At 71.5% G+C, this 16,878-nt stretch carries 20 protein-coding genes; 6 read left to right on the top strand and 14 right to left on the bottom strand.

Features of this window, described 5'->3' with window-relative positions:
- Positions 1-68: 68 nt before the first annotated feature.
- Positions 69-1,706, bottom strand: a complete 1,638-nt coding sequence (locus IH26_RS0126965; protein WP_030439039.1) for a S8 family serine peptidase — start codon at positions 1,704-1,706, stop codon at positions 69-71.
- Positions 1,707-1,828: 122 nt separating this feature from the next.
- Between IH26_RS0126965 and IH26_RS0126970 the strand changes: the two genes are divergently transcribed.
- Entirely contained in the window at positions 1,829-1,951 is a 123-nt protein-coding gene (locus tag IH26_RS0126970; RefSeq protein WP_030439040.1) for a ribosomal protein bL36, read from the top strand.
- A gap of 100 nt (positions 1,952-2,051) precedes the next feature.
- Here IH26_RS0126970 and IH26_RS0126975 read toward each other — a convergent pair whose 3' ends face one another.
- From IH26_RS0126975 to IH26_RS0127015, 9 genes are all read right to left on the bottom strand, one after another.
- Positions 2,052-2,693 carry a response regulator transcription factor gene (locus tag IH26_RS0126975; protein WP_030439041.1) on the bottom strand — a complete coding sequence of 214 codons (642 nt, stop codon included), beginning with the start codon at positions 2,691-2,693 and terminating at the stop codon, positions 2,052-2,054.
- Positions 2,690-3,901 carry a sensor histidine kinase gene (locus IH26_RS0126980; RefSeq protein WP_030439042.1) on the bottom strand — a complete coding sequence of 404 codons (1,212 nt, stop codon included), beginning with the start codon at positions 3,899-3,901 and terminating at the stop codon, positions 2,690-2,692. Before IH26_RS0126980 ends, IH26_RS0126975 begins: the two co-directional genes overlap by 4 nt.
- A gap of 5 nt (positions 3,902-3,906) precedes the next feature.
- The gene (locus IH26_RS0126985) at positions 3,907-4,857 is read right to left on the bottom strand and encodes a hypothetical protein (RefSeq protein WP_030439043.1); all 951 of its coding nucleotides are present in this window, start codon (positions 4,855-4,857) and stop codon (positions 3,907-3,909) included.
- 99 nt (positions 4,858-4,956) lie between these two features.
- Positions 4,957-5,514 carry a nucleotidyltransferase family protein gene (locus tag IH26_RS0126990; RefSeq protein WP_030439044.1) on the bottom strand — a complete coding sequence of 186 codons (558 nt, stop codon included), beginning with the start codon at positions 5,512-5,514 and terminating at the stop codon, positions 4,957-4,959.
- A gap of 10 nt (positions 5,515-5,524) precedes the next feature.
- On the bottom strand, positions 5,525-6,331 hold the full coding sequence (locus IH26_RS0126995) for an ABC transporter permease (RefSeq protein ID WP_030439045.1): 807 nt from the start codon (positions 6,329-6,331) through the stop codon (positions 5,525-5,527).
- Positions 6,328-7,269, bottom strand: a complete 942-nt coding sequence (locus IH26_RS0127000) for a daunorubicin resistance protein DrrA family ABC transporter ATP-binding protein (RefSeq protein WP_030439046.1) — start codon at positions 7,267-7,269, stop codon at positions 6,328-6,330. Before IH26_RS0127000 ends, IH26_RS0126995 begins: the two co-directional genes overlap by 4 nt.
- A gap of 20 nt (positions 7,270-7,289) precedes the next feature.
- Complete coding sequence (locus IH26_RS0127005; protein ID WP_030439047.1) at positions 7,290-8,132, bottom strand: DUF4097 family beta strand repeat-containing protein; 843 nt, start codon at positions 8,130-8,132, stop codon at positions 7,290-7,292.
- A 44-nt stretch (positions 8,133-8,176) separates the two neighbouring features.
- Positions 8,177-8,680 (bottom strand): toxin-antitoxin system HicB family antitoxin, encoded by a 504-nt coding sequence (locus IH26_RS0127010; protein ID WP_030439048.1) that lies wholly within the window; start codon positions 8,678-8,680, stop codon positions 8,177-8,179.
- A gap of 125 nt (positions 8,681-8,805) precedes the next feature.
- Positions 8,806-9,216 carry a response regulator transcription factor gene (locus IH26_RS0127015; protein WP_169789826.1) on the bottom strand — a complete coding sequence of 137 codons (411 nt, stop codon included), beginning with the start codon at positions 9,214-9,216 and terminating at the stop codon, positions 8,806-8,808.
- Here IH26_RS0127015 and IH26_RS56160 point away from each other — a divergent pair.
- Positions 9,209-10,711, top strand: a complete 1,503-nt coding sequence (locus IH26_RS56160; protein ID WP_084599091.1) for an RDD family protein — start codon at positions 9,209-9,211, stop codon at positions 10,709-10,711. The two genes, IH26_RS0127015 and IH26_RS56160, sit on opposite strands and share 8 nt — an antisense overlap.
- 302 nt (positions 10,712-11,013) lie before the next feature.
- Here the strand turns inward: IH26_RS56160 and fabV are convergent, their stop codons facing one another.
- Positions 11,014-12,210: an enoyl-[acyl-carrier-protein] reductase FabV gene (gene fabV / locus IH26_RS0127025; protein ID WP_030439050.1), complete on the bottom strand. Its 1,197-nt coding sequence runs from the start codon at positions 12,208-12,210 to the stop codon at positions 11,014-11,016.
- A 160-nt stretch (positions 12,211-12,370) separates the two neighbouring features.
- Here fabV and IH26_RS0127030 point away from each other — a divergent pair, with 160 nt between their 5' ends.
- The 4 genes from IH26_RS0127030 to IH26_RS0127045 are packed head-to-tail and all read left to right on the top strand — an operon-like array spanning position 12,371 to position 14,582.
- On the top strand, positions 12,371-12,955 hold the full coding sequence (locus tag IH26_RS0127030; protein WP_030439051.1) for an isochorismatase family protein: 585 nt from the start codon (positions 12,371-12,373) through the stop codon (positions 12,953-12,955).
- 7 nt (positions 12,956-12,962) lie between these two features.
- Entirely contained in the window at positions 12,963-13,847 is an 885-nt protein-coding gene (locus IH26_RS0127035) for a GlxA family transcriptional regulator (protein ID WP_030439052.1), read from the top strand.
- 55 nt (positions 13,848-13,902) lie between these two features.
- Positions 13,903-14,037, top strand: coding sequence for a hypothetical protein (locus IH26_RS63985; protein ID WP_281179787.1), 135 nt, complete (start codon positions 13,903-13,905; stop codon positions 14,035-14,037).
- Positions 13,995-14,582 carry an alpha/beta hydrolase gene (locus IH26_RS0127045; protein WP_030439053.1) on the top strand — a complete coding sequence of 196 codons (588 nt, stop codon included), beginning with the start codon at positions 13,995-13,997 and terminating at the stop codon, positions 14,580-14,582. Before IH26_RS63985 ends, IH26_RS0127045 begins: the two co-directional genes overlap by 43 nt.
- Here the strand turns inward: IH26_RS0127045 and IH26_RS0127050 are convergent.
- The 3 genes from IH26_RS0127050 to IH26_RS0127060 all read right to left on the bottom strand — a co-directional run bounded on the left by IH26_RS0127050 (position 14,572) and on the right by IH26_RS0127060 (position 16,794).
- Positions 14,572-15,495, bottom strand: coding sequence for a sugar kinase (locus IH26_RS0127050; RefSeq protein WP_030439054.1), 924 nt, complete (start codon positions 15,493-15,495; stop codon positions 14,572-14,574). The genes IH26_RS0127045 and IH26_RS0127050 overlap by 11 nt on opposite strands.
- Positions 15,496-15,596: 101 nt before the next feature.
- On the bottom strand, positions 15,597-16,229 hold the full coding sequence (locus IH26_RS0127055; protein ID WP_030439055.1) for a bifunctional 4-hydroxy-2-oxoglutarate aldolase/2-dehydro-3-deoxy-phosphogluconate aldolase: 633 nt from the start codon (positions 16,227-16,229) through the stop codon (positions 15,597-15,599).
- A complete protein-coding gene (locus IH26_RS0127060) occupies positions 16,219-16,794 on the bottom strand; it encodes a hypothetical protein (RefSeq protein WP_030439056.1) in 576 nt (191 codons plus the stop codon). The genes IH26_RS0127055 and IH26_RS0127060 overlap by 11 nt, the downstream gene beginning before the upstream one ends.
- Positions 16,795-16,878: the final 84 nt, after the last annotated feature.

The following is a 16,878-nucleotide window of genomic DNA, read 5'->3' on the forward strand; positions in this document are numbered from 1 at the left end:
GTCCTCGTATGTGAAAGCGCTCGCTCGGCGTCTCCGTGCCCCCGGCCGCCGAGCGAGCGCGATCACGTTCAGCCGATCTGCAGCGTCACCTGCGCGCTCGCCCGGCTCCCCCAGCCGTCGGTGAAGCCGACCGTGAAGGTCGATGCGCCCGGGGTCGTGGGCACGCCGGTGATCGTGCCGTCCGCCGCGAGGGTCAGGCCGTCGGGCAGCGCGCCCGCGGTCAGCTCCCAGGCGCCGAGGCGGTCGGCGGTCAGCTGCGCCGAGTAGTCCACGCCCGTCGTGCCGGCCGGCAGCGTCCCGGTGGAGAGCACGGGCACCGACTTGCGGACCGTGACATTCAACACCTTGGTGACGGTGTACGGGACGTAGTCGACGAACCGCACCTTCACCGTGGCGGTACCGGGCGCCACCGGCGTCCCGGAGACCACCCCGCCGGCGGACAGCTTCAGCCCGTCCGGCAGCTTGCCGGCGACCACGCTCCAGGTGCCCCGGCGGCTCGCGGCCAGCGTCGCCGAGAACGGCTGCCCGACGGTGACGGTCAGCCCGGCCGACTTGATCACCGGCTGGGCCGGCGGCGCGGGCACGAACAGCAGCCGGTTCGGCGAGCCCTCGGCGTCCTTGATCTTGCCGGTGGTGGCGTGCGCGACCAGGAAGTTGCGCACCTGGGCCGGGGTGTAGCCGGGGGCCGCGTCGAGCACCAGCGCGGCCGCGCCGGTCACGTGCGGGGTGGCCATCGAGGTGCCGCTCGCCACGGCCGTCGCGGTGTCGCTGCCGGCGAACGAGGAACGGACGTTCACGCCCGGCGCGAACAGGTCGACGACGCTGCCGTAGTTGGAGAAGTACGCCCGGTGGTCGGTGCTGTCCGAGGCGGCCACGGTGATCGCCGCGGGCAGCGCCGCCGGGCTCTCCTGGCCGGCGTTGGTGTCGTCGTTGCCGGCCGCCACCGCGTACGTGACGCCCGAGTCGATCGAGCGCTGCACGGCCGCCTCGAGCGACGCGCTGCGGCCGCCGCCCAGGCTCATGTTGGCCACCGCGGGCTTCTGCGCGTTCGCGGTCACCCAGTCGACCCCGGCGATCACGCTGGAGAGCGTGCCCGAGCCGTCGCAGTCGAGCACCCGGACGGCGACCAGCTTGACCTTCTTCGCGACGCCGTAGTGGGCGCCGCCGATCGTGCCGGCCACGTGCGTACCGTGCCCGTTGCAGTCCGAGGCGGTCGCGTCGTCGTCGACGAAGTCCCAGCCGTACGAGGCCCGCCCGCCGAACTCGCTGTGCGTGATCCGGATGCCGGTGTCGATCACGTACGCGTGCACCGAGCTGCCGTCGTCCATCGGCGTGTACGACTTCGACGGCTTGACCGCCCGCTGGTCGATCCGGTCCAGCCCCCAGACCGGGTTCCTCTGGGTGGCCTCGACGTGCATCAGCCGGTCCTGCTCGACGTACGCGACGTTCGGCCGGGCGGCCAGGCGGCGGGCCTCGGTGGCGGTCATCTTCTTGACGTACGTGGCGCCACCGATGCTCTGCGCGCTCAGCTCGCCGGCCGGCGACTTGAGCGTGACGATGTACTGGCCCGGGATGGCGCCGGCGGCGTCGACGCCGAACACCCGGCCCTCCGCGGCCCAGGATGAAGCGGCCTGAGCGGGGGCGGCCATCCCAGCCGTGGTGACGGCCGCCGCGGTGAGCAGGGTGCCGAGGAGTCGCATTCGCATAGCCGCTCGATCGGTCGCGACCGGACCCTACTTGAGGTCCGCGAACCGGAAATATCCCTTCCCGTCGCGGCGTTCCAAAGGTCGCGTCCGGCGGTCCGGCCGGCGCGGAAAGAGGTTCCGCCATGAAGGTTCGCAACTCGCTCCGGTCGCTGAAGAGCAAGCCGGGTTCGGTCATCACCCGCCGCCGCGGCCGCCAGGTAGTGGTCAACAAGAAGAACCCGCGCTGGAACGGCCGGCAGGGCTGACGCCACGCCGCCGGGATGACCGCGCGAAACCCGCGGGCACGCGATAACTTTTAGCAGCGAAGGCCGGAGACCCGCCGCCACGGGTCTTCGGCCTTTCTGTTCATTTGCGCTCTGTTCCCTTCCGCAGGGCGACCAGGGCCAGGCGTACGCGATTAGGGCTGTCGGTCTTGGCCATCAGCGCCGTGATGTGCGTCTTCACCGTGGTCACGCCGATGTGCAGGCGCTCGCCGATCTCCGCGTTCGACAGGCCCTCGCCGACCAGGTCGAGCACGGCCCGCTCGCGCGCGGTCAGCCCCTCGATCGGTTTCGGCTCGGCCGGCCGGCTGTGCACCGCCCGGGAGACCAGCCGGCGCAGCACGTCCTGGCTGAACGGGCTGTCCCCGGCCGCGGCCCGCCGGATGCCGTCCAGCAGTTCGGCGGGCGGCGCGTCCTTGAGCAGGAAGCCGCACGCCCCCGCGGTCAGCGCCGGGTAGAGGTGGTCGTCGTCGCCGAAGGTAGTCAGCACCAGCACCCGGGTGGCCGGGCGGTTCGCCAGGATCCGGCTGGTGGCGCTGATCCCGTCCACCCCGGGCATCCGCAGGTCCATCACCACCACGTCCGGGGTCAGGCGCTCGGCCAGCGTCACCGCCTGCCGCCCGTCGCCGGCCTCGCCCACCACCTCGAGGTCGGCCTCGGCGTCGCAGAGCATCCGCAGCCCGGCCCGGATCAGCGGCTGGTCGTCGACGAGCAGCACCCGGATCACCGCGGCAACACCGTCCCGACCCGCCACCCGCTCCCGTCCGGCCCGGCGGTCAACTCCCCGCCCAGCACTTCGACTCGCTCACGCATGCCAACCAGCCCGTGCCCGCCAGCTGGGCCACTACCGGCGCCTGGTCCTACGGACGGCGCGGAGAACCAGGCCCCCTGCGGGGGCAAGCCGACCGCGTCCCCCTCGTTGCCAGCCGCCCCGCCGTCATCGGTGACCTCCCAGCTCACCGCGTCGTCGTCGACGGTCACCCGCAGGCGGGCCCGGGCGGTCGGTCCGGCGTGCTTGGCCACGTTGGTCAGCGCCTCCTGGGTCAGGCGGAGCACGGCCAGGCCGCGTACCGCGTCGATGGTTCCCACCGCCTCGTCGATGTCCGCTTCCACGGACAGCCCGGTGCGCCGGGCGGTGTCGACCGCCGCGCCCAGCGCCGCCGGCAGCGAGCCCGGCTCGATCGCGGTGATCGCCGCATCGTCGCGCACCCCGGCCGGATCGCGCAGCACCTCGACCAGCCGCCGCAGGTCGGTCAGCGCGGTCGTCCCGGTGGCGTGCACGTCGTCGAGCACCTCGGCCACCCGCGGATCGAGCTCCGGGAGCACGTGCCGGGCCACCCCGGCGCGCAGCACCATCGACGCCACGTGATGCGCGACCACGTCGTGCAGCTCGCGGGCGATCGCGCCGCGCTCGTCGGCCCGCGCCGCCCGGCCCTCCGACTCGGCCCACAGTTGCGCCTGCCGGCCCAGCTCCCGGGTGTTGCGGATGACCAGGCCGAGCAGCAGCGGCAGCCCGACCGGCAGCAGCAGGATCCCGAAGATCTCGGTGGACACCGGCCCGTCCGAGCCCGGCAGGCCGAACACCAGGTAGACCGCGAACAGCAGCGCCGTGCAGAGCCAGATCGTCAGCGGCCGGGCGGTCCAGAGCGCGACCTCGACCAGCGCCCAGCTGGCGCCGACCCGGTTGATCGTCTCGTCGGGCAGCACACAGATCGCGATCGTCAGCAGCCCGGTCTGCGCCAGGAAGTTGACCAGCGGCCAGCGGCCCAGCGCGATCGCGCAGCCGAAGGCGAGCACCGCGAGCTGCCACTGCCGGGCGTCCGGGAGCCCCGGGTCGTGGGGGCCGAACACCAGGTAGGCCACTCCGCTGAGGTCGAGCAGGAGCATGCGCAGCCAGGTCTGCCGGCGCTCGAAGAGGCGTACCACCCAGCCCATGCCGATCAGCCTAGGACCGCGGGACGCCGCTTCGCGGTCCGCAGCACCAGCGTCGCGGCGATTCCGGTGGCGACGGCGAGCGCCGCCCAGGCACTCAGGGTGAGGGCATCCGGTTTCACCAGCGGTTGCCCGCGCAGGGCCTGCCAGGTCAACAGCACATTGAGTACGCCGTAGGCCGCGCCCGCGACGAGCAGCAGCCGGGCCCGAACGCCGTCACCGAGCCGGGTGCGGGTCAGCAGGAAGGCCAGCAGCGGCAGGGCCTGCAGCGCGTGCAACCCGAAGAAGTGGCCGATCCGCAGGTCGCCGCCCGTGGTGCTCCAGCCCAGGAACGGCAGCCCCGGCCCGCCGTCCGGCACGCCCACGCTGTGCGCTCCGGCGAGATCCCCGCGCGGGATCACCATCGGCACCGCGGCCAGCATGCCCAGCAGCGAAAGGCCAAGACCGAGCCTCATCCCGTACGCGATAGACCGGTCTTCAGTCCGGTTAAGGGCGGTGGGCGGGGCGGTTGGCTGGCGGTCCTTGATTCTCTGCCGTAGCGCCGCCACCGCGATGATCAGGTGGCTCACGAACAGCAGCATGATCGAGACGCCCATGGTCCGCCAGAGCGCGGCGTCGAACGGGGTGGTCTGGTTGTAGTGGCTGGTCGTGCCGCGGGCCGCCTGCAGCACGACGATCGCCTCCTCGATCACCGCGACCGCGACGATCACCACCGCGGCCGCCTCGCCCACCCGGCTGCGGCGCGGCAGCACGGAGAGCATCCAGGCGATGGTGAGCCCGTAGACGGCCAGCGAGACGGCGAACTTGAACGGCTTGACCCAGATCGGCGCCCCGGTGAGCACCCGCGGGTCGAGGAAGATCCCGGCGGCGGTGACGACGGCGAGCACCGCCATCACCCCGGTCAGCACCAGCAGCGGCCGGTGCAGCTTGTTGAGGGGAGCGACAGCGACAGTAGTCATGACCGCAGCCTGCGGATTCACGGCGATCGTTTCGCCCACCCGCGGGCCGGATCGGTGGCCCCGGGTCGGAGCCGCTCTCCTACCTGGGTAGGAGGTCGCTCACGGCCGCACGTCCAGGTCGAAGTCGTCGGCGACGTCGTCCACCGGGACGACCCGCACCTGGTCGGCGTGGGCTCGCAGGTAGTCGCGGGCACCGCGGTCCCCGGTCGCGGTCGCGATCACGCCGGGCCAGTGCCGCCGGCCGAGCAGCACCGGGTGACCACGCCGGGTGCCGTAGCCGCCCATCACCAGGGCGTCCTCGGCGGCGAAGGCGGTCACCCTGCGTACCGCCTCGGCGGTCACCCTCGGCATGTCCACCAGCAGCACGACCACGGCCTCGGCCGGCGTCGCGGTCAGCGCCTCGAGCCCGACCCGCAACGACGAGCCGAGCCCGCTCGCCCAGTCCGGATTGACCACACTGGGCGGGAGCTCGGCCGCCTGCTCGATGACGGCCGGGGCTTGCGCCCCGAGCACCACCAGGCTTTGTGTCACATCGGCTGTCCGCAGGGTCTCGGCCGCGCGGTCCACCAGGAGCATTCCCTCGTACGCGACGAGCGCCTTCGGCATGCCGTAGCGGCGCCCGCCACCCGCCGCCAGTACCAGTCCGGCCGTTCCCACGTTCCCGATCCTAGGACTCGCGGTTGTAGAGCTTCTTCGACCACAGGTAGCCGCCGAGGGCCATCACCGCGCACCAGGCCAGCGCGATCCACCCGTCGTTGCCGACCGGCCGGTCCATCAGCAGGGCGCGCATGGTCTCGATGATCGGCGTGAACGGCTGGTGCTCGGCGAACCAGCGCAGGCCGGCCGGCATCGACGCGGTGGGGACGAACCCGCTGCTGAGGAACGGCAGCAGGATCAGCGGCATCGGGATGTTGCTCGCCGTCTCCACCGTCTTGCTCACCTGACCGAGCGCCACGCACAGCCAGACCAGCGCGAAGGTCACCGCCACCAGGAAGCCGGCCGTGAGCAGCCACCCGCCCAGCGAGGCGGTCGGCCGGAAGCCGACCAGCAGCGCCACCCCGATCACCGCGGCCAGGGCGATCATCGCCTGGATCACGCTGCCCAGGACGTGCCCGGTCAGCACGGAGACGCGGGCGATGTGCATCGTGCGGAAGCGGGCGATGATGCCCTCGGTCATGTCCATCGCGATCGAGATGGCGGTCCCCTGCACGGTGGCCGTGATGGTCATCAGGATGATCGCGGGCGCCACGTAGTTGGCGTACGCCGCCCGGCCGCCGCCGCCCTGCAGGCCGGCGCCGAGCGTACCGCCGAAGACGTAGACGAACAGCAGCAGGAAGACGACCGGCATGCCGATCAGCGTGATGGTCATCGACGGGTACCGCAGCATGCGCTTGAGGTTGCGGCGCAGCATCGTCGCCGAGTCGCGCAGCGGGTGGAATCTCCGGTCGGCCGGGGTCAGCGTCAAGGTGCTCATCGGTTCGTCACCCTCTCGGTGGTTGACCGGTTGCCGGTCAGGGCCAGGAACACGTCGTCGAGATCGGGGGTGTGCACGGACATCTCGTCGACCTTGACGGCCCGCTCGTCGAGCCGGTCGATCAGGGTCTTCAGCGCGGTCAGGCTGCCGTCGCTCGGCACCCGCAGGGCCAGCCCCTCGCCCTCCCGGGTGGCACCGGCCAGCGCCTCCCGGGCCGCGTCGAGCTGCTGTTCGTCGGTGAAGTGCAGGCGGACGTGGCCGCCCGGGATGCGGCGCTTGAGCTCCTCGGCGGTGCCCTCGGCGACCACCCGGCCGCCGTCCAGCACGGCGATCCGGTCGGCCAGTTCGTCGGCCTCCGCCAGGTACTGCGTGGTGAGGAAGATGGTGACGCCGTCGGCCACCAGGTCCCGCACGATCTGCCACATCTCCCGGCGGCTGCGCGGGTCCAGTCCGGTGGTCGGCTCGTCCAGGAAGATCACCTGCGGGCTGCCGACCAGGGTCATCGCCAGATCGAGCCGCCGCAGCATGCCGCCCGAGTAGGTGCCGGCCGGCTTGCGGGCCGCCTCGGTCAGCTCGAACCGCTCGAGCAGCCGTTCGCAGCGCCGCCGGCCCTCGGCCCGGGAGAGCTGGTGCAGGTCGGTCATCAGGCGCAGGTTCTCCTCGCCGGTGAGCAGCTTGTCCACCGCGGAGAACTGGCCGGTGACCCCGATCGCGGCGCGCACCGCGTCCGGCTCGCGGGCCACGTCGTGGCCGGCGACCTTGGCCTCGCCGGCGTCGGCCCGGTGCAGGGTCGAGAGGATCTTGACGGTGGTGGTCTTGCCGGCGCCGTTCGCGCCGAGCAGCGCGAAGACGGTTCCCCTCGGGACGTCCAGGTCGATGCCGTCGAGGACCAAGTGGTCGCCGAACGACTTCCGGAGCCCGGTCACGGTGATGGTCATGGCGTTCCCTCTTCCCTCGGCTACGAGCGGTGGACGGTGATGTCGCCGAACGAGATGCGGGCGTGCACCTGGACCGTCTCGGCCGCCTCGTCCGGCCCGGCGGCCTTGTCCAGCTGGTTGCGGACGTGCCCGAAGCCGGTCTTGGCCTCGAGCCAGGCGGCGGTGCCCTCGGCGATGCCGATGTCCAGCCCGCCCATCCCGGTCTCGGCGACGACCGAGCCGCGGGCGACCTGGCCGAGCCGGACGTCGCCGTTGGAGGTCTTCGCGTCGACGCCGGCGCCGGCCCGCTCGATCTCGATGTCGCCGTTGGCGGCGCGGACCCGGACGTCCCCGGTGACGGTGCCAATCAGGGTGGCGCCGTTGGAGTTCTTCACCGCCGCGGCGCCCTGGACCTCGCCGACCTGGACCTTGCCGGTGCCGGTGGAGATCTCGGTGGCCCCGGCGGCGGCGCCGACGGTGACGTTCCCGGCCGAGGTCTCCAGGCGCAGCGTGCCGGTCCGCTCGACCGACACGTTGCCGGCCGACGTCTTGAGCCGGGTCTCGCCCAGCCGGCCGGCGGTGCGCAGGTCGCCCATCTGCACCTGGGCGTCCACCCGGGAGCCGGTGGGCAGTTCGATGGTCACGTCCACCGAGCGCAGCTTGCGGGAGAAGTCGAAGGTCCGCTTCGGGCCGATGACCCGCAGTTCGCCGCCGGCGTAGTCGACGCGGACCTGCCGCGCGGCGGCCACGTCGGACTCCTCGGCCTCGTCGCTGGGGCGGACGTCGACGACGGTGTCGGCCCGGTCGCTCGCGGCGATCCGCACGTAGCCGACGCTGAGGTCGAGAGTGACGTTGATCGATTCGGTGGTCTCGAAAGTAGGCATGGTTGTCCCGTCGTGATGACTCGGATGGCTGTTGAGCTGGGCTTTTAGCGGACCCAGCCGCTGAACTGGCGTGCGCCGCGAGCCCCGCCGCCGCGCGGCTCGGGACGCTGATGCGCCGTCTGGAGGGCGGCCGCGGCGGCCCGGCTGAGCCAGGCGTTGACCGACCGGCCCTCCTTGGCCGCGGCTTCCTCGATGGCGGCCTTCAAGTGCTCCGGCATGCGTACGTTGATCCGCGCCGCCGGACCGTCCTCGGCGAACTGCAGGTCACCCTCCGGCGCGGCCGCCGCGGACTCCCCCGTCTCGACGGCCGGCAGGCTGACGACGAAGTTCGGGTCGCGGCCGCGCAGCCGCAACTCCACCGAGCCCGGCGCCAGATCCTGCGTGATCTCGTCGGCCGCCGCGGAGAGCGCGTCCAGCAGCGTCATCCGGATCGCCGACTCCAGCGACCCGGTCAGGCGCTCGACCAGCGCACGCGCCTCGGGCCCGCCGGCCTCGGCCAGGGTGGCGAACTCGCGGCCAAGGTTGTTCACATACGAGGTCAAGTCCATGGCACCACTATGGCACACCGGTGGCACACAAGCAAGCCATCTTGGCCCACAGCGATGGCGCCGGGTGCCATCGGCGGCGCCTTCCTAGGGGAGGCGCCGCTGCTCGCCGAGCCGGCCGTCAGCTGTCACAACAGGCCGAGGTCGCGCGCGACGATGACGGCCGTCATTCGGTCGTGGCAATCGAGCTTGACGTAGGCATTCTCCAGATGCTTGCGGACAGTGCGGACGCTGATCCGGCAAAGACGGGCGATTTGCTGCGCACTCAGTCCGTCCGCCAGATGGGTGAGCAACTCCAGTTCGCGGTCGGTCATGCCGATCCTGCTCCGAGACTCCCCCTGCCGAGCAAGGTCCACGCTCGCTGGCCGCGGCCTGGCGTAGACATAATCAAGAACCGTGAGTATCGGCTGCAGGCTGGCCGCCAATTCCATTGCCTCGGCATGGAAGTCGCCGCTGGATCGGTTGATGGCCCATCCTCGCACCGCATCGCGGGTAAGCAAAGTCGGAATTCCCAATTGATAATGAGCGCGAATGGGCACGAATAGTTCACTGTATACGACGTGGGACCGCCATTGCCGGTCCGAAAGGAAGTCGCTTATCTTGTGTGGCGCCGTATCGTCCGGTCGCGTGGCGTACCGTTCAACGAGCGGATGCCTGTCCATGAACGCCGCAAGGGTCAGATCGGACATTTGCGAATGGCCACGGCCGCCGTACCAATGGCCGCTCTGGATCGGAGTGGCGGACGCGCCACCCGCCACCGTCCGGCAGGAGACGTCGCCCGCCGATATCACCGTCGATCTGACCTCCTTTCCAGCCGGATCCGGCGGCACTGCACGGCTCGCACCGCACCGCTACCGGATTGCCGCCCTCGCAGTGGACGTGTTCATCGTGGTCGTGGTGTTCGGTGTACTGGCGGTACTTGGCCGGCTGGCCGAAGAGGCGCTCAAGGTCGACCTGGTCAGCCTCCGGACCACGGCCGTCGCCCTGACGGTCTGCGTGGCCGTCGTGCTCGGTCTGACCGTCTGGTTGACCAATGGCCAGACCATCGGGAAGGCGCTGTTCGGGCTGGCCGAGCGCCGGGTGGACGGGAAGCCGCTCCGCCCCACCGTGCGGGGACTCGGATGGGCCATCGGGCGGCACTCGGTCGGCTACCTCGTGGTCGACGTGCTCGGCGTCGGCATGCTGGCCGCGTTCGGGTCGTCCCGGCGACGCTGCCTGCACGACCTTGCCTTCAGCAGCGAGGTCCTGTTCGTCTCCCCGGAAGATGCCGGGCTACTGAGCTGGCGGGACCGCCTGACCACGCGGTTCACCATCTTCACCCGCAACCTGGAGGCCGGCGCGAAGCGGATCAAGGAACGTCACCACCGGGTCGGCTTCCTGTGGCGTTGGCTGACCGCGGTGATCACCGGCTGCGCTACGCCGGTATTTGGTATGGCCAAGTTGATCACGCCCGCCGGCGTCGTGAGCCACGGGCCCAGCACGGCGGCAGCGGGCAGCGTGCATCCGGCGACGGCCCTGACCGCGAAACCCGCGGCGGCGCTGTGGGCTTCCACCGCGGCGGCGACGGCCGGCGCCGGACTGGCCTTAGCGGTGGCTTTCTCCGGAGCTTCGGTGAACCGGATCAACGTCGCGTTCGCGTTCGGAACAGTTGGTCAGCCGGAGACCGACGAGATCTACGTGATGCACGCGGATGGCAGTCACCTGCGGCAGCTCACCCACAACGCCACCGATGACAACGACCCGAATCTGTTCGGAGATCGACTAATCGCCTTCGACAGTGACCGGGACGGCAACAACGAGATCTACACCATGAACGCCGACGGAACCCACCAACGCCGCCTCACCAACAACACCGCCAACGACGCCGAACCGGCCTGGTCACCCGACGGGCAGCAGAAGCGGCCGGGACGGCACCGACCAGATCTACACCATGAACGCCGACGGAACCCACCAACGCCGCCTCACCAACAACACCGCCAACGACGCCGAACCGGCCTGGTCACCCATCGCGTTCACGAGCGACCGGGACGGTGATCACGAGATCTACCTCATGAACGCGGACGGATCCCGGCAGCGCCGGCTGACCCGCGACCCATCTGACGACCGAGCCCCGTTCTGGGGTCTCGGGGGCCGAAAGCTCCTGTTCTTCAGCAATCGAGGACTGACCGATCCGGATGCCGGCGAGGTCTGGGCGATGAACCCCGACGGTTCCGACAGCCGGCGACTCACGTTCAAGAATCGCCAGTAGCGCCGCGCTCCGCGAACGCCAGCAGCATTTGACCGATGCCGAGCGAACTGATCGAGATCCATGCGCACCGGCCCAGCCTCGGAGCCGCCTAGGCGGCCGGCCAGGGGAGGTCGGGGTCGACCGGCTTCGCGTAGTCGACGCCGGGCACGTCGAAGCCGTACAGGGCGCGGAACTGGCTGCGGAACCAGACCAGGTCGGCCATCTCCTGGAGGTTGTCGGGGGTGATGAGCTGCCACCGGTCGCCGATCGTGGACTGGACCTCGGGGTCCAGCTCCCAGCCGTCCAGCCGGATGCGGCCCTCGGCGTCCAGGTCGGCGGGCTTGGCGCCGGTGAGGAAGTCCCACAGTTGTACCGACTGGCGGATCGGGGACTGCATGCGCGGGCCGAGCACCGAGCGCAGCAGGCTGGTGTAGAGGGCGATGGTCGGGATCGCGGTGGACGCCTGGGTCACCGCGGCGCCGTTGACCACCGTGGTCGCGCTGCCGCCGACGGCCGCGAGGCGCTCGGTCAGGCCCTTGGCCGACGCCTCCAGGTGGGCCTTCGCGGCGCCGATCGTGCCGCTGCGGTAGATCGGGGCGGTCACGCTCGACCCGATGTAGGTCAGCGCCACCGTACGGAAACCGTCGCGCACCAGGCCGCGCTCGAGCAGCGCGTCGACCCAGCGGGACCAGTCCTCGCCGCCCATCACCTGCACGGTCGCCGCGGCCTCGGCCTCGTCGGCCGGCTCGACGGTGATGTCCTGCAGGGTCGCCCCGCCGTCGGTGTCGAACGCGAGGCTCTTGGTCGAGAACGGCGCGCCGAGCGTCTTGATGACCGACTGGTACGTGACGCCGCTGCGCGGGTCGGTGCGGCGCGGCGCGGCGACGCTGTAGATGAGGTAGTCGACGCCGCCGTACCGCTTGGCGATCAGATCCAGCACGCTGGTCTTGGTGGTGTCGGCGAAGGCGTCGTCGTTCACGAACGAGAAGTCGTGGCCGAGCTCGCGGGCGATCGCGTCGGTGGCGATCGTGTTGTACCAGCCCGCGGTGCCGGTGCGGCGGCCCGGCGGCCGCTCGAAGCTGACCCCGACGCCGCGGATGCCGTGCCGGACCAGGCCGGCGATCGTGGCGGCCAGGCCGTACCCGGCGCTCGACCCGATGACGATCGCGACCGGCCCGTCGGTGGGTACGTCGGCGGGCTCGTCGGCCTCGGCCCGCAGCCGGGCGACGTTGGCCGCGCAGCCGGTCGGATGCGAATCCAGCAGGAGCAGGCCGCGGCCGGTGGGACTGACGATACGTTCGGGCATGGGGCGGCCTCTCTGATTCGTGGCCCCCGCACCGTACCGCACCTGGTAGCGCTACCGGCCGGTCACCGCGACGGCGTGCCCGGTGGTTGACCGGATCGTTCCGGCCGTGGTCGCGATGGTGTCTTCCGGGCGGCGCGGCCGGACGCCAAGAATTTCTGGCATGACAAACGCTCTGATCGTGATCGACGTGCAGGAGTCCTTCCGCGTACGGCCGCTGTGGCAGACGCTCGACAACCCGGAACTCATCCCCAATGTCGGGCGGCTCGTGGAGGCGGCGCGGGCGGCCGGCGAGGTGGTGGTGTGGGTGCTGCACGCGGAGGCGGGCAGCGGCGGCGAGTTCGACCCGGCCAACGGGCACGTGCGGGTGGTGAGCGAGTTGGAGCCGGCCAAGGACGAGCCACTGGTGACCAAGACCTCGCACAACGCCTTCACGACCACCAATCTCGGGCAGATCCTGACGATGGCCGGCGTCACCTCCGTGACCGTCTGCGGGCTGCGTACCGAGCAGTGCGTGGAGACCACGGCGCGGGTGGCCTCCGATTTCGGGTACGAGGTCACCTTCGTCACCGACGCGACCGGCACGTTCCCGATCCCGCACTGGGACGCCCCCGCCGACCAGACCGTCGAGGAGTTGCTGGCCGATCCGCGTACGCTTTCCGCGGCGGAGGTCGTGCGCCGTACCGAATACGCCCTGGCCGGCCGCTTCGCCGCGGTACGCGCTACGGACGACTATCTGGGAGGGTGACCGGATCGTGAGCCGGGTGGTGTTCGTGCTGACGCCGCAGGTGCACCTGCTCGACCTCGCCGGCCCGGCCCAGGTGTTCAGCACGGCCGACGGCTACGAGCTCTTCTACGTCGCCGAGGAGCCGGTGGTGCCGACGTGGCAGGGCGTCACCCTGCAGGCGTCGGTGGAGTGGCCCGCGCTGGCCCCGGAGGACCTGCTGCTGGTGCCCGGCTGGCGGGAGGGATTCGGGGCGTTCGCGCCGGCGACCCTGCGGCGGCTGGCCGAGCACCACGCGGCCGGCGGCACGGTCGCCAGCGTCTGCGCCGGCGCCGACGCGCTCGGCCGGGCCGGCCTGCTCGACGGCCGCCGCTGCACCACCCACCACGACCTGCAGGACGACCTGGCCCGCGACTACCCGCGGGCCACCGTCGTGCGCGACGTGCTCTACGTCGGCGACGACCGGGTGGTCACCTCGGCCGGCATCGCGAGCGGCATCGACCTCGGGCTGCACCTGGTCGCCCAGCGGCACGGCCCGGCGACCGCGGCGCGGGTGGCCCGCGAGATGGTCGTCTACGCCCGGCGCAACGGCGACGAGCCGCAGGCCAGCGCGATGCTGCGGCACCGGGCGCACCTGTCCGAGGTGGTGCACCGGGTGCAGGACACGATCGACGCGGAGTTCGCGTCGGCGCTGCCGCTGGGCGGTCTCGCGGCCGGCGCGGGGGTCAGCGAGCGCACGCTGACCCGGCTCTTCACGGCCGCGACCGGCCAGACGCCGCTGCGCTACCAGCAGGTGCTGCGGGTCGAGCGGGCCGAGTACCTGATCGGCCACGGCGCGACGGTCGAGTCGGCAGCCCGGGCGGTCGGCTTCACCGACGCCCGCATGCTGCGCCGGCTCAGGGCTCGCCAAGGGTAGTTTTCAGGGTCATTCCGGATTTGTCGTCGCCGTCGGCCGACCATGATCGACGGTCATGAAAATGCTGCTCGCCGCGATCCTGGCGGCCGCTCTCCCCGTCCCGGCCCACCCTCCGATGACCTGGCAGCCGTGCGGCGACGACGCCGAGTGCGCCACCCTGGTGGCGCCCGGACCGTCTGGCACCGGCTGATCGCCACGCACGACCACTTCGACCTCGATGCCGCCGCCCTGCAGTGGCTCAAGGACGTCAAGTACGCCGAACTGGCCACCTACCTGGCCGGGGTGGACGCCGGCGGCCCGGCCAAGCACATCACCGACCTCGGCGTGGTGGTCCCGGCGTTCTGCGACGACTGGTCGCTACCGGTGCGCGACTACGCCGAGTACGCCGCCCTGCTGCGACGCACGGCGAGGGTGGCCCCGGACACCGGTTACCCGCCGCAGGTCTTCGCGCTGACTCTCTGCCTCGGCTGGCCGCACGTGACCAACCCGCAGCACATTCTGCGAGTGCACACCAGGACGCCGATCCTGCTGCTCAATTCGCGCCACGATCCGGCGACCGGTCTCAACTGGGCCCGGTCGGTCGAGCGGCAACTGGGCCGGCACGGCGTGCTGGTGACGTACGAAGGCGCCGGTCATGGCGCGTACACCCAAAGCAGTTGCATGAAGCGCAAGGCGGACGACTACCTGGTGTCGCTCGAGGTGCCGCCGCGCGGCGCGACCTGTCCTATCGCCTGATGTCGCCGCCGGTCAGAGCGGCCAGCTCGGCCCGGTCGGGCAGTCCCTCGCAGTCGCCCGGCACGGTCACCGCGAAGGCACCCGCCGCGATCGCCGTGGTCAGGCACCGCTCGGGCGCCTCGCCGGCCAGCCGGTCGGCCAGGTAGCCGGCCACGAACGCGTCCCCCGCGCCGACCGGGTCGACCACGGTCACCGGCAGCGCGGGGACCTCGTAGCGCTCGCCGTTGATCTGCGCCACGCAGCCGCGGCCGCCGTCCTTGATGATCACCTCGGTCGGGCCGAGCTTGGCCAGGCCGCCCACGTGGTCGTCGTCGACGAACAGGCTGGCCTCCTCCGGGCCGGCGAACACGATGTCGACCATCGAGACCAGGTCGCGCAGCACCGTCGCCGCCTCCGGCCGGGACCACAGCTTGCTGCGGTAATTCACGTCGAGCGACACCGGCACGCCGGCCGCGAGAGCCGTCTCGACCGACTGGAAGACGGCCGCCCGGCAGGTCTCGCTCAGCGCCGGGGTGATGCCGGTGACGTGCACCATCCCGGCCTCGCGCAGCTCGGCGGCCGGGATGTCGGCCGGGGTGAGCCGCGAGCCGGCGCTGCCCGCGCGGTGGTAGTCGACGTGCATGAACTCGCCGGACCGCTTGTACCGGACCATCAGCCCGGTGAACATCGTGTCCTGGATCGCCAGGGCGCGCACGCCGGCGTCCGCCAGCCGTCGGCCGATCAGGGCGCCGGTCGTGTCCGGACCGACCCGGCCCAGCCAGGTCGCCTCGCCGCCGAGCCGGGCGACGCCGATCGCGACGTTGGTCTCCGCGCCGCCGATCCCGAACGAGAACGTGCGGGCGTGGGCGAGCGGGCCGATGCCATCGGCGGCGACCACGCCCATCGACTCGCCGAAGGTGAACAGGCCGCTCATGAACGGCTCCCGTCAGGGGGGAACAGGCCGCTCATGAACGGCTCCCGTCAGGGGTGAACAGGCCGCTCATGAACGGCTCCCGTCAGGGGTGAACAGGCCGCTCATGAGCGCGCGAACGCGACCGCGCTGACCGCATGCCGGGCGCGGGCGGCGAGCGCTTTCATGCTGCCGCCGGTCGCGGCGTCGCCGATCAGCGGGCTGCCGACGCCGACCGCCTTGGCCCCGGCGAGCAGCCAGTCGGCGATGTCCTCGATCTTGATACCGCCGGTCGGCATCACGTCGATCTGGGGCAGCGGGCCGCGCACGTCGCGCAGGAAGCGCGGGCCCAGGCCGCCGGCCGGGAACAGCTTCACCAGCGGCGCGCCGGCCTGGTACGCCTCGTACATCTCGGTGGGGGTCGACGTCCCCGGGTAGAACGGGACCGGCGAGGCGGCCACCAGGGCCTTGTCGAGCACCGGGGACACCAGGAAGGTGGCGCCGGCGTCGACCGCGGCCTTCGCCTCGTCACCGGTGAGGATCGTGCCCGCCCCGACCGCCACCGTGTCCGGCAGCTGACGGCGCAGCCCGGCGATCGCCTCGACCGCGCCGCGCGAGGTCAGCGTCACCTCGAGCGCCGTGATGCCGGCGCCGACCAGCACGTCGGCGACGGCGGCGAACCCGTCGGAGGTCGGCGCGCGCAGGATCGCCACGATCCCACTGCGGATGACAGCCTGGGTTACCTGGTCATCTCTCACGACTTAGATCCTGCCCGACATCGGCAAGATCATCCAGTGCGGGCTTGCGGGCCAGGAAACGTACGCGCCCGTTGTTCTGCGGCGGCTCGGTGTCGATCCCGAGTTCCTCCCGGATCGCCGCCTCGAACTGCTGCATGACCAGCGGGACCTGGGTGAGCAACTCACGGAAGTGGATCTGCGGCTGCACGCCGGAGACCGCCGCCGGGTTCATCTCGCCGTGCAGGCGCTGCAACAGAATGTGTACGGCGAGGGCCGCGCTGCGCACCGGCCCGGAGGCGAGCAGCCGCACCCGCATCAGCGCCGGCCCGACCTCGTCGACGTAGACCAGCGCCGGCGTCGGCTTGTCGCCGGCGTCATAAGCAGCGCGGAGGCGGTAGGTGTCGCGCTCGAAGACGGCGAGCAGGCCGACATACGCGTCCTTGCGTTCCTCGTACCACCGCCGGGTCCGCTTCCGGCGGCTGCGCACGATCTCGTCACGGGCAGTCACGAAGTACGCCGAGGCGGCCCCACCCAGGGCAAACACCACGGCGATGAGGGGCAGCCCCCACCACGGGATCTGAGACACGCGATAACGGTAGCGAGGCGGCGCGCGCGAGGTCACCGCAGCCGGTTCACATCACGGACCCGACCGGCCAGCCTTTCGATCCAC

Source organism: Actinoplanes subtropicus, assembly GCF_000721705.1.
Classification (GTDB): domain Bacteria; phylum Actinomycetota; class Actinomycetes; order Mycobacteriales; family Micromonosporaceae; genus Actinoplanes; species Actinoplanes subtropicus.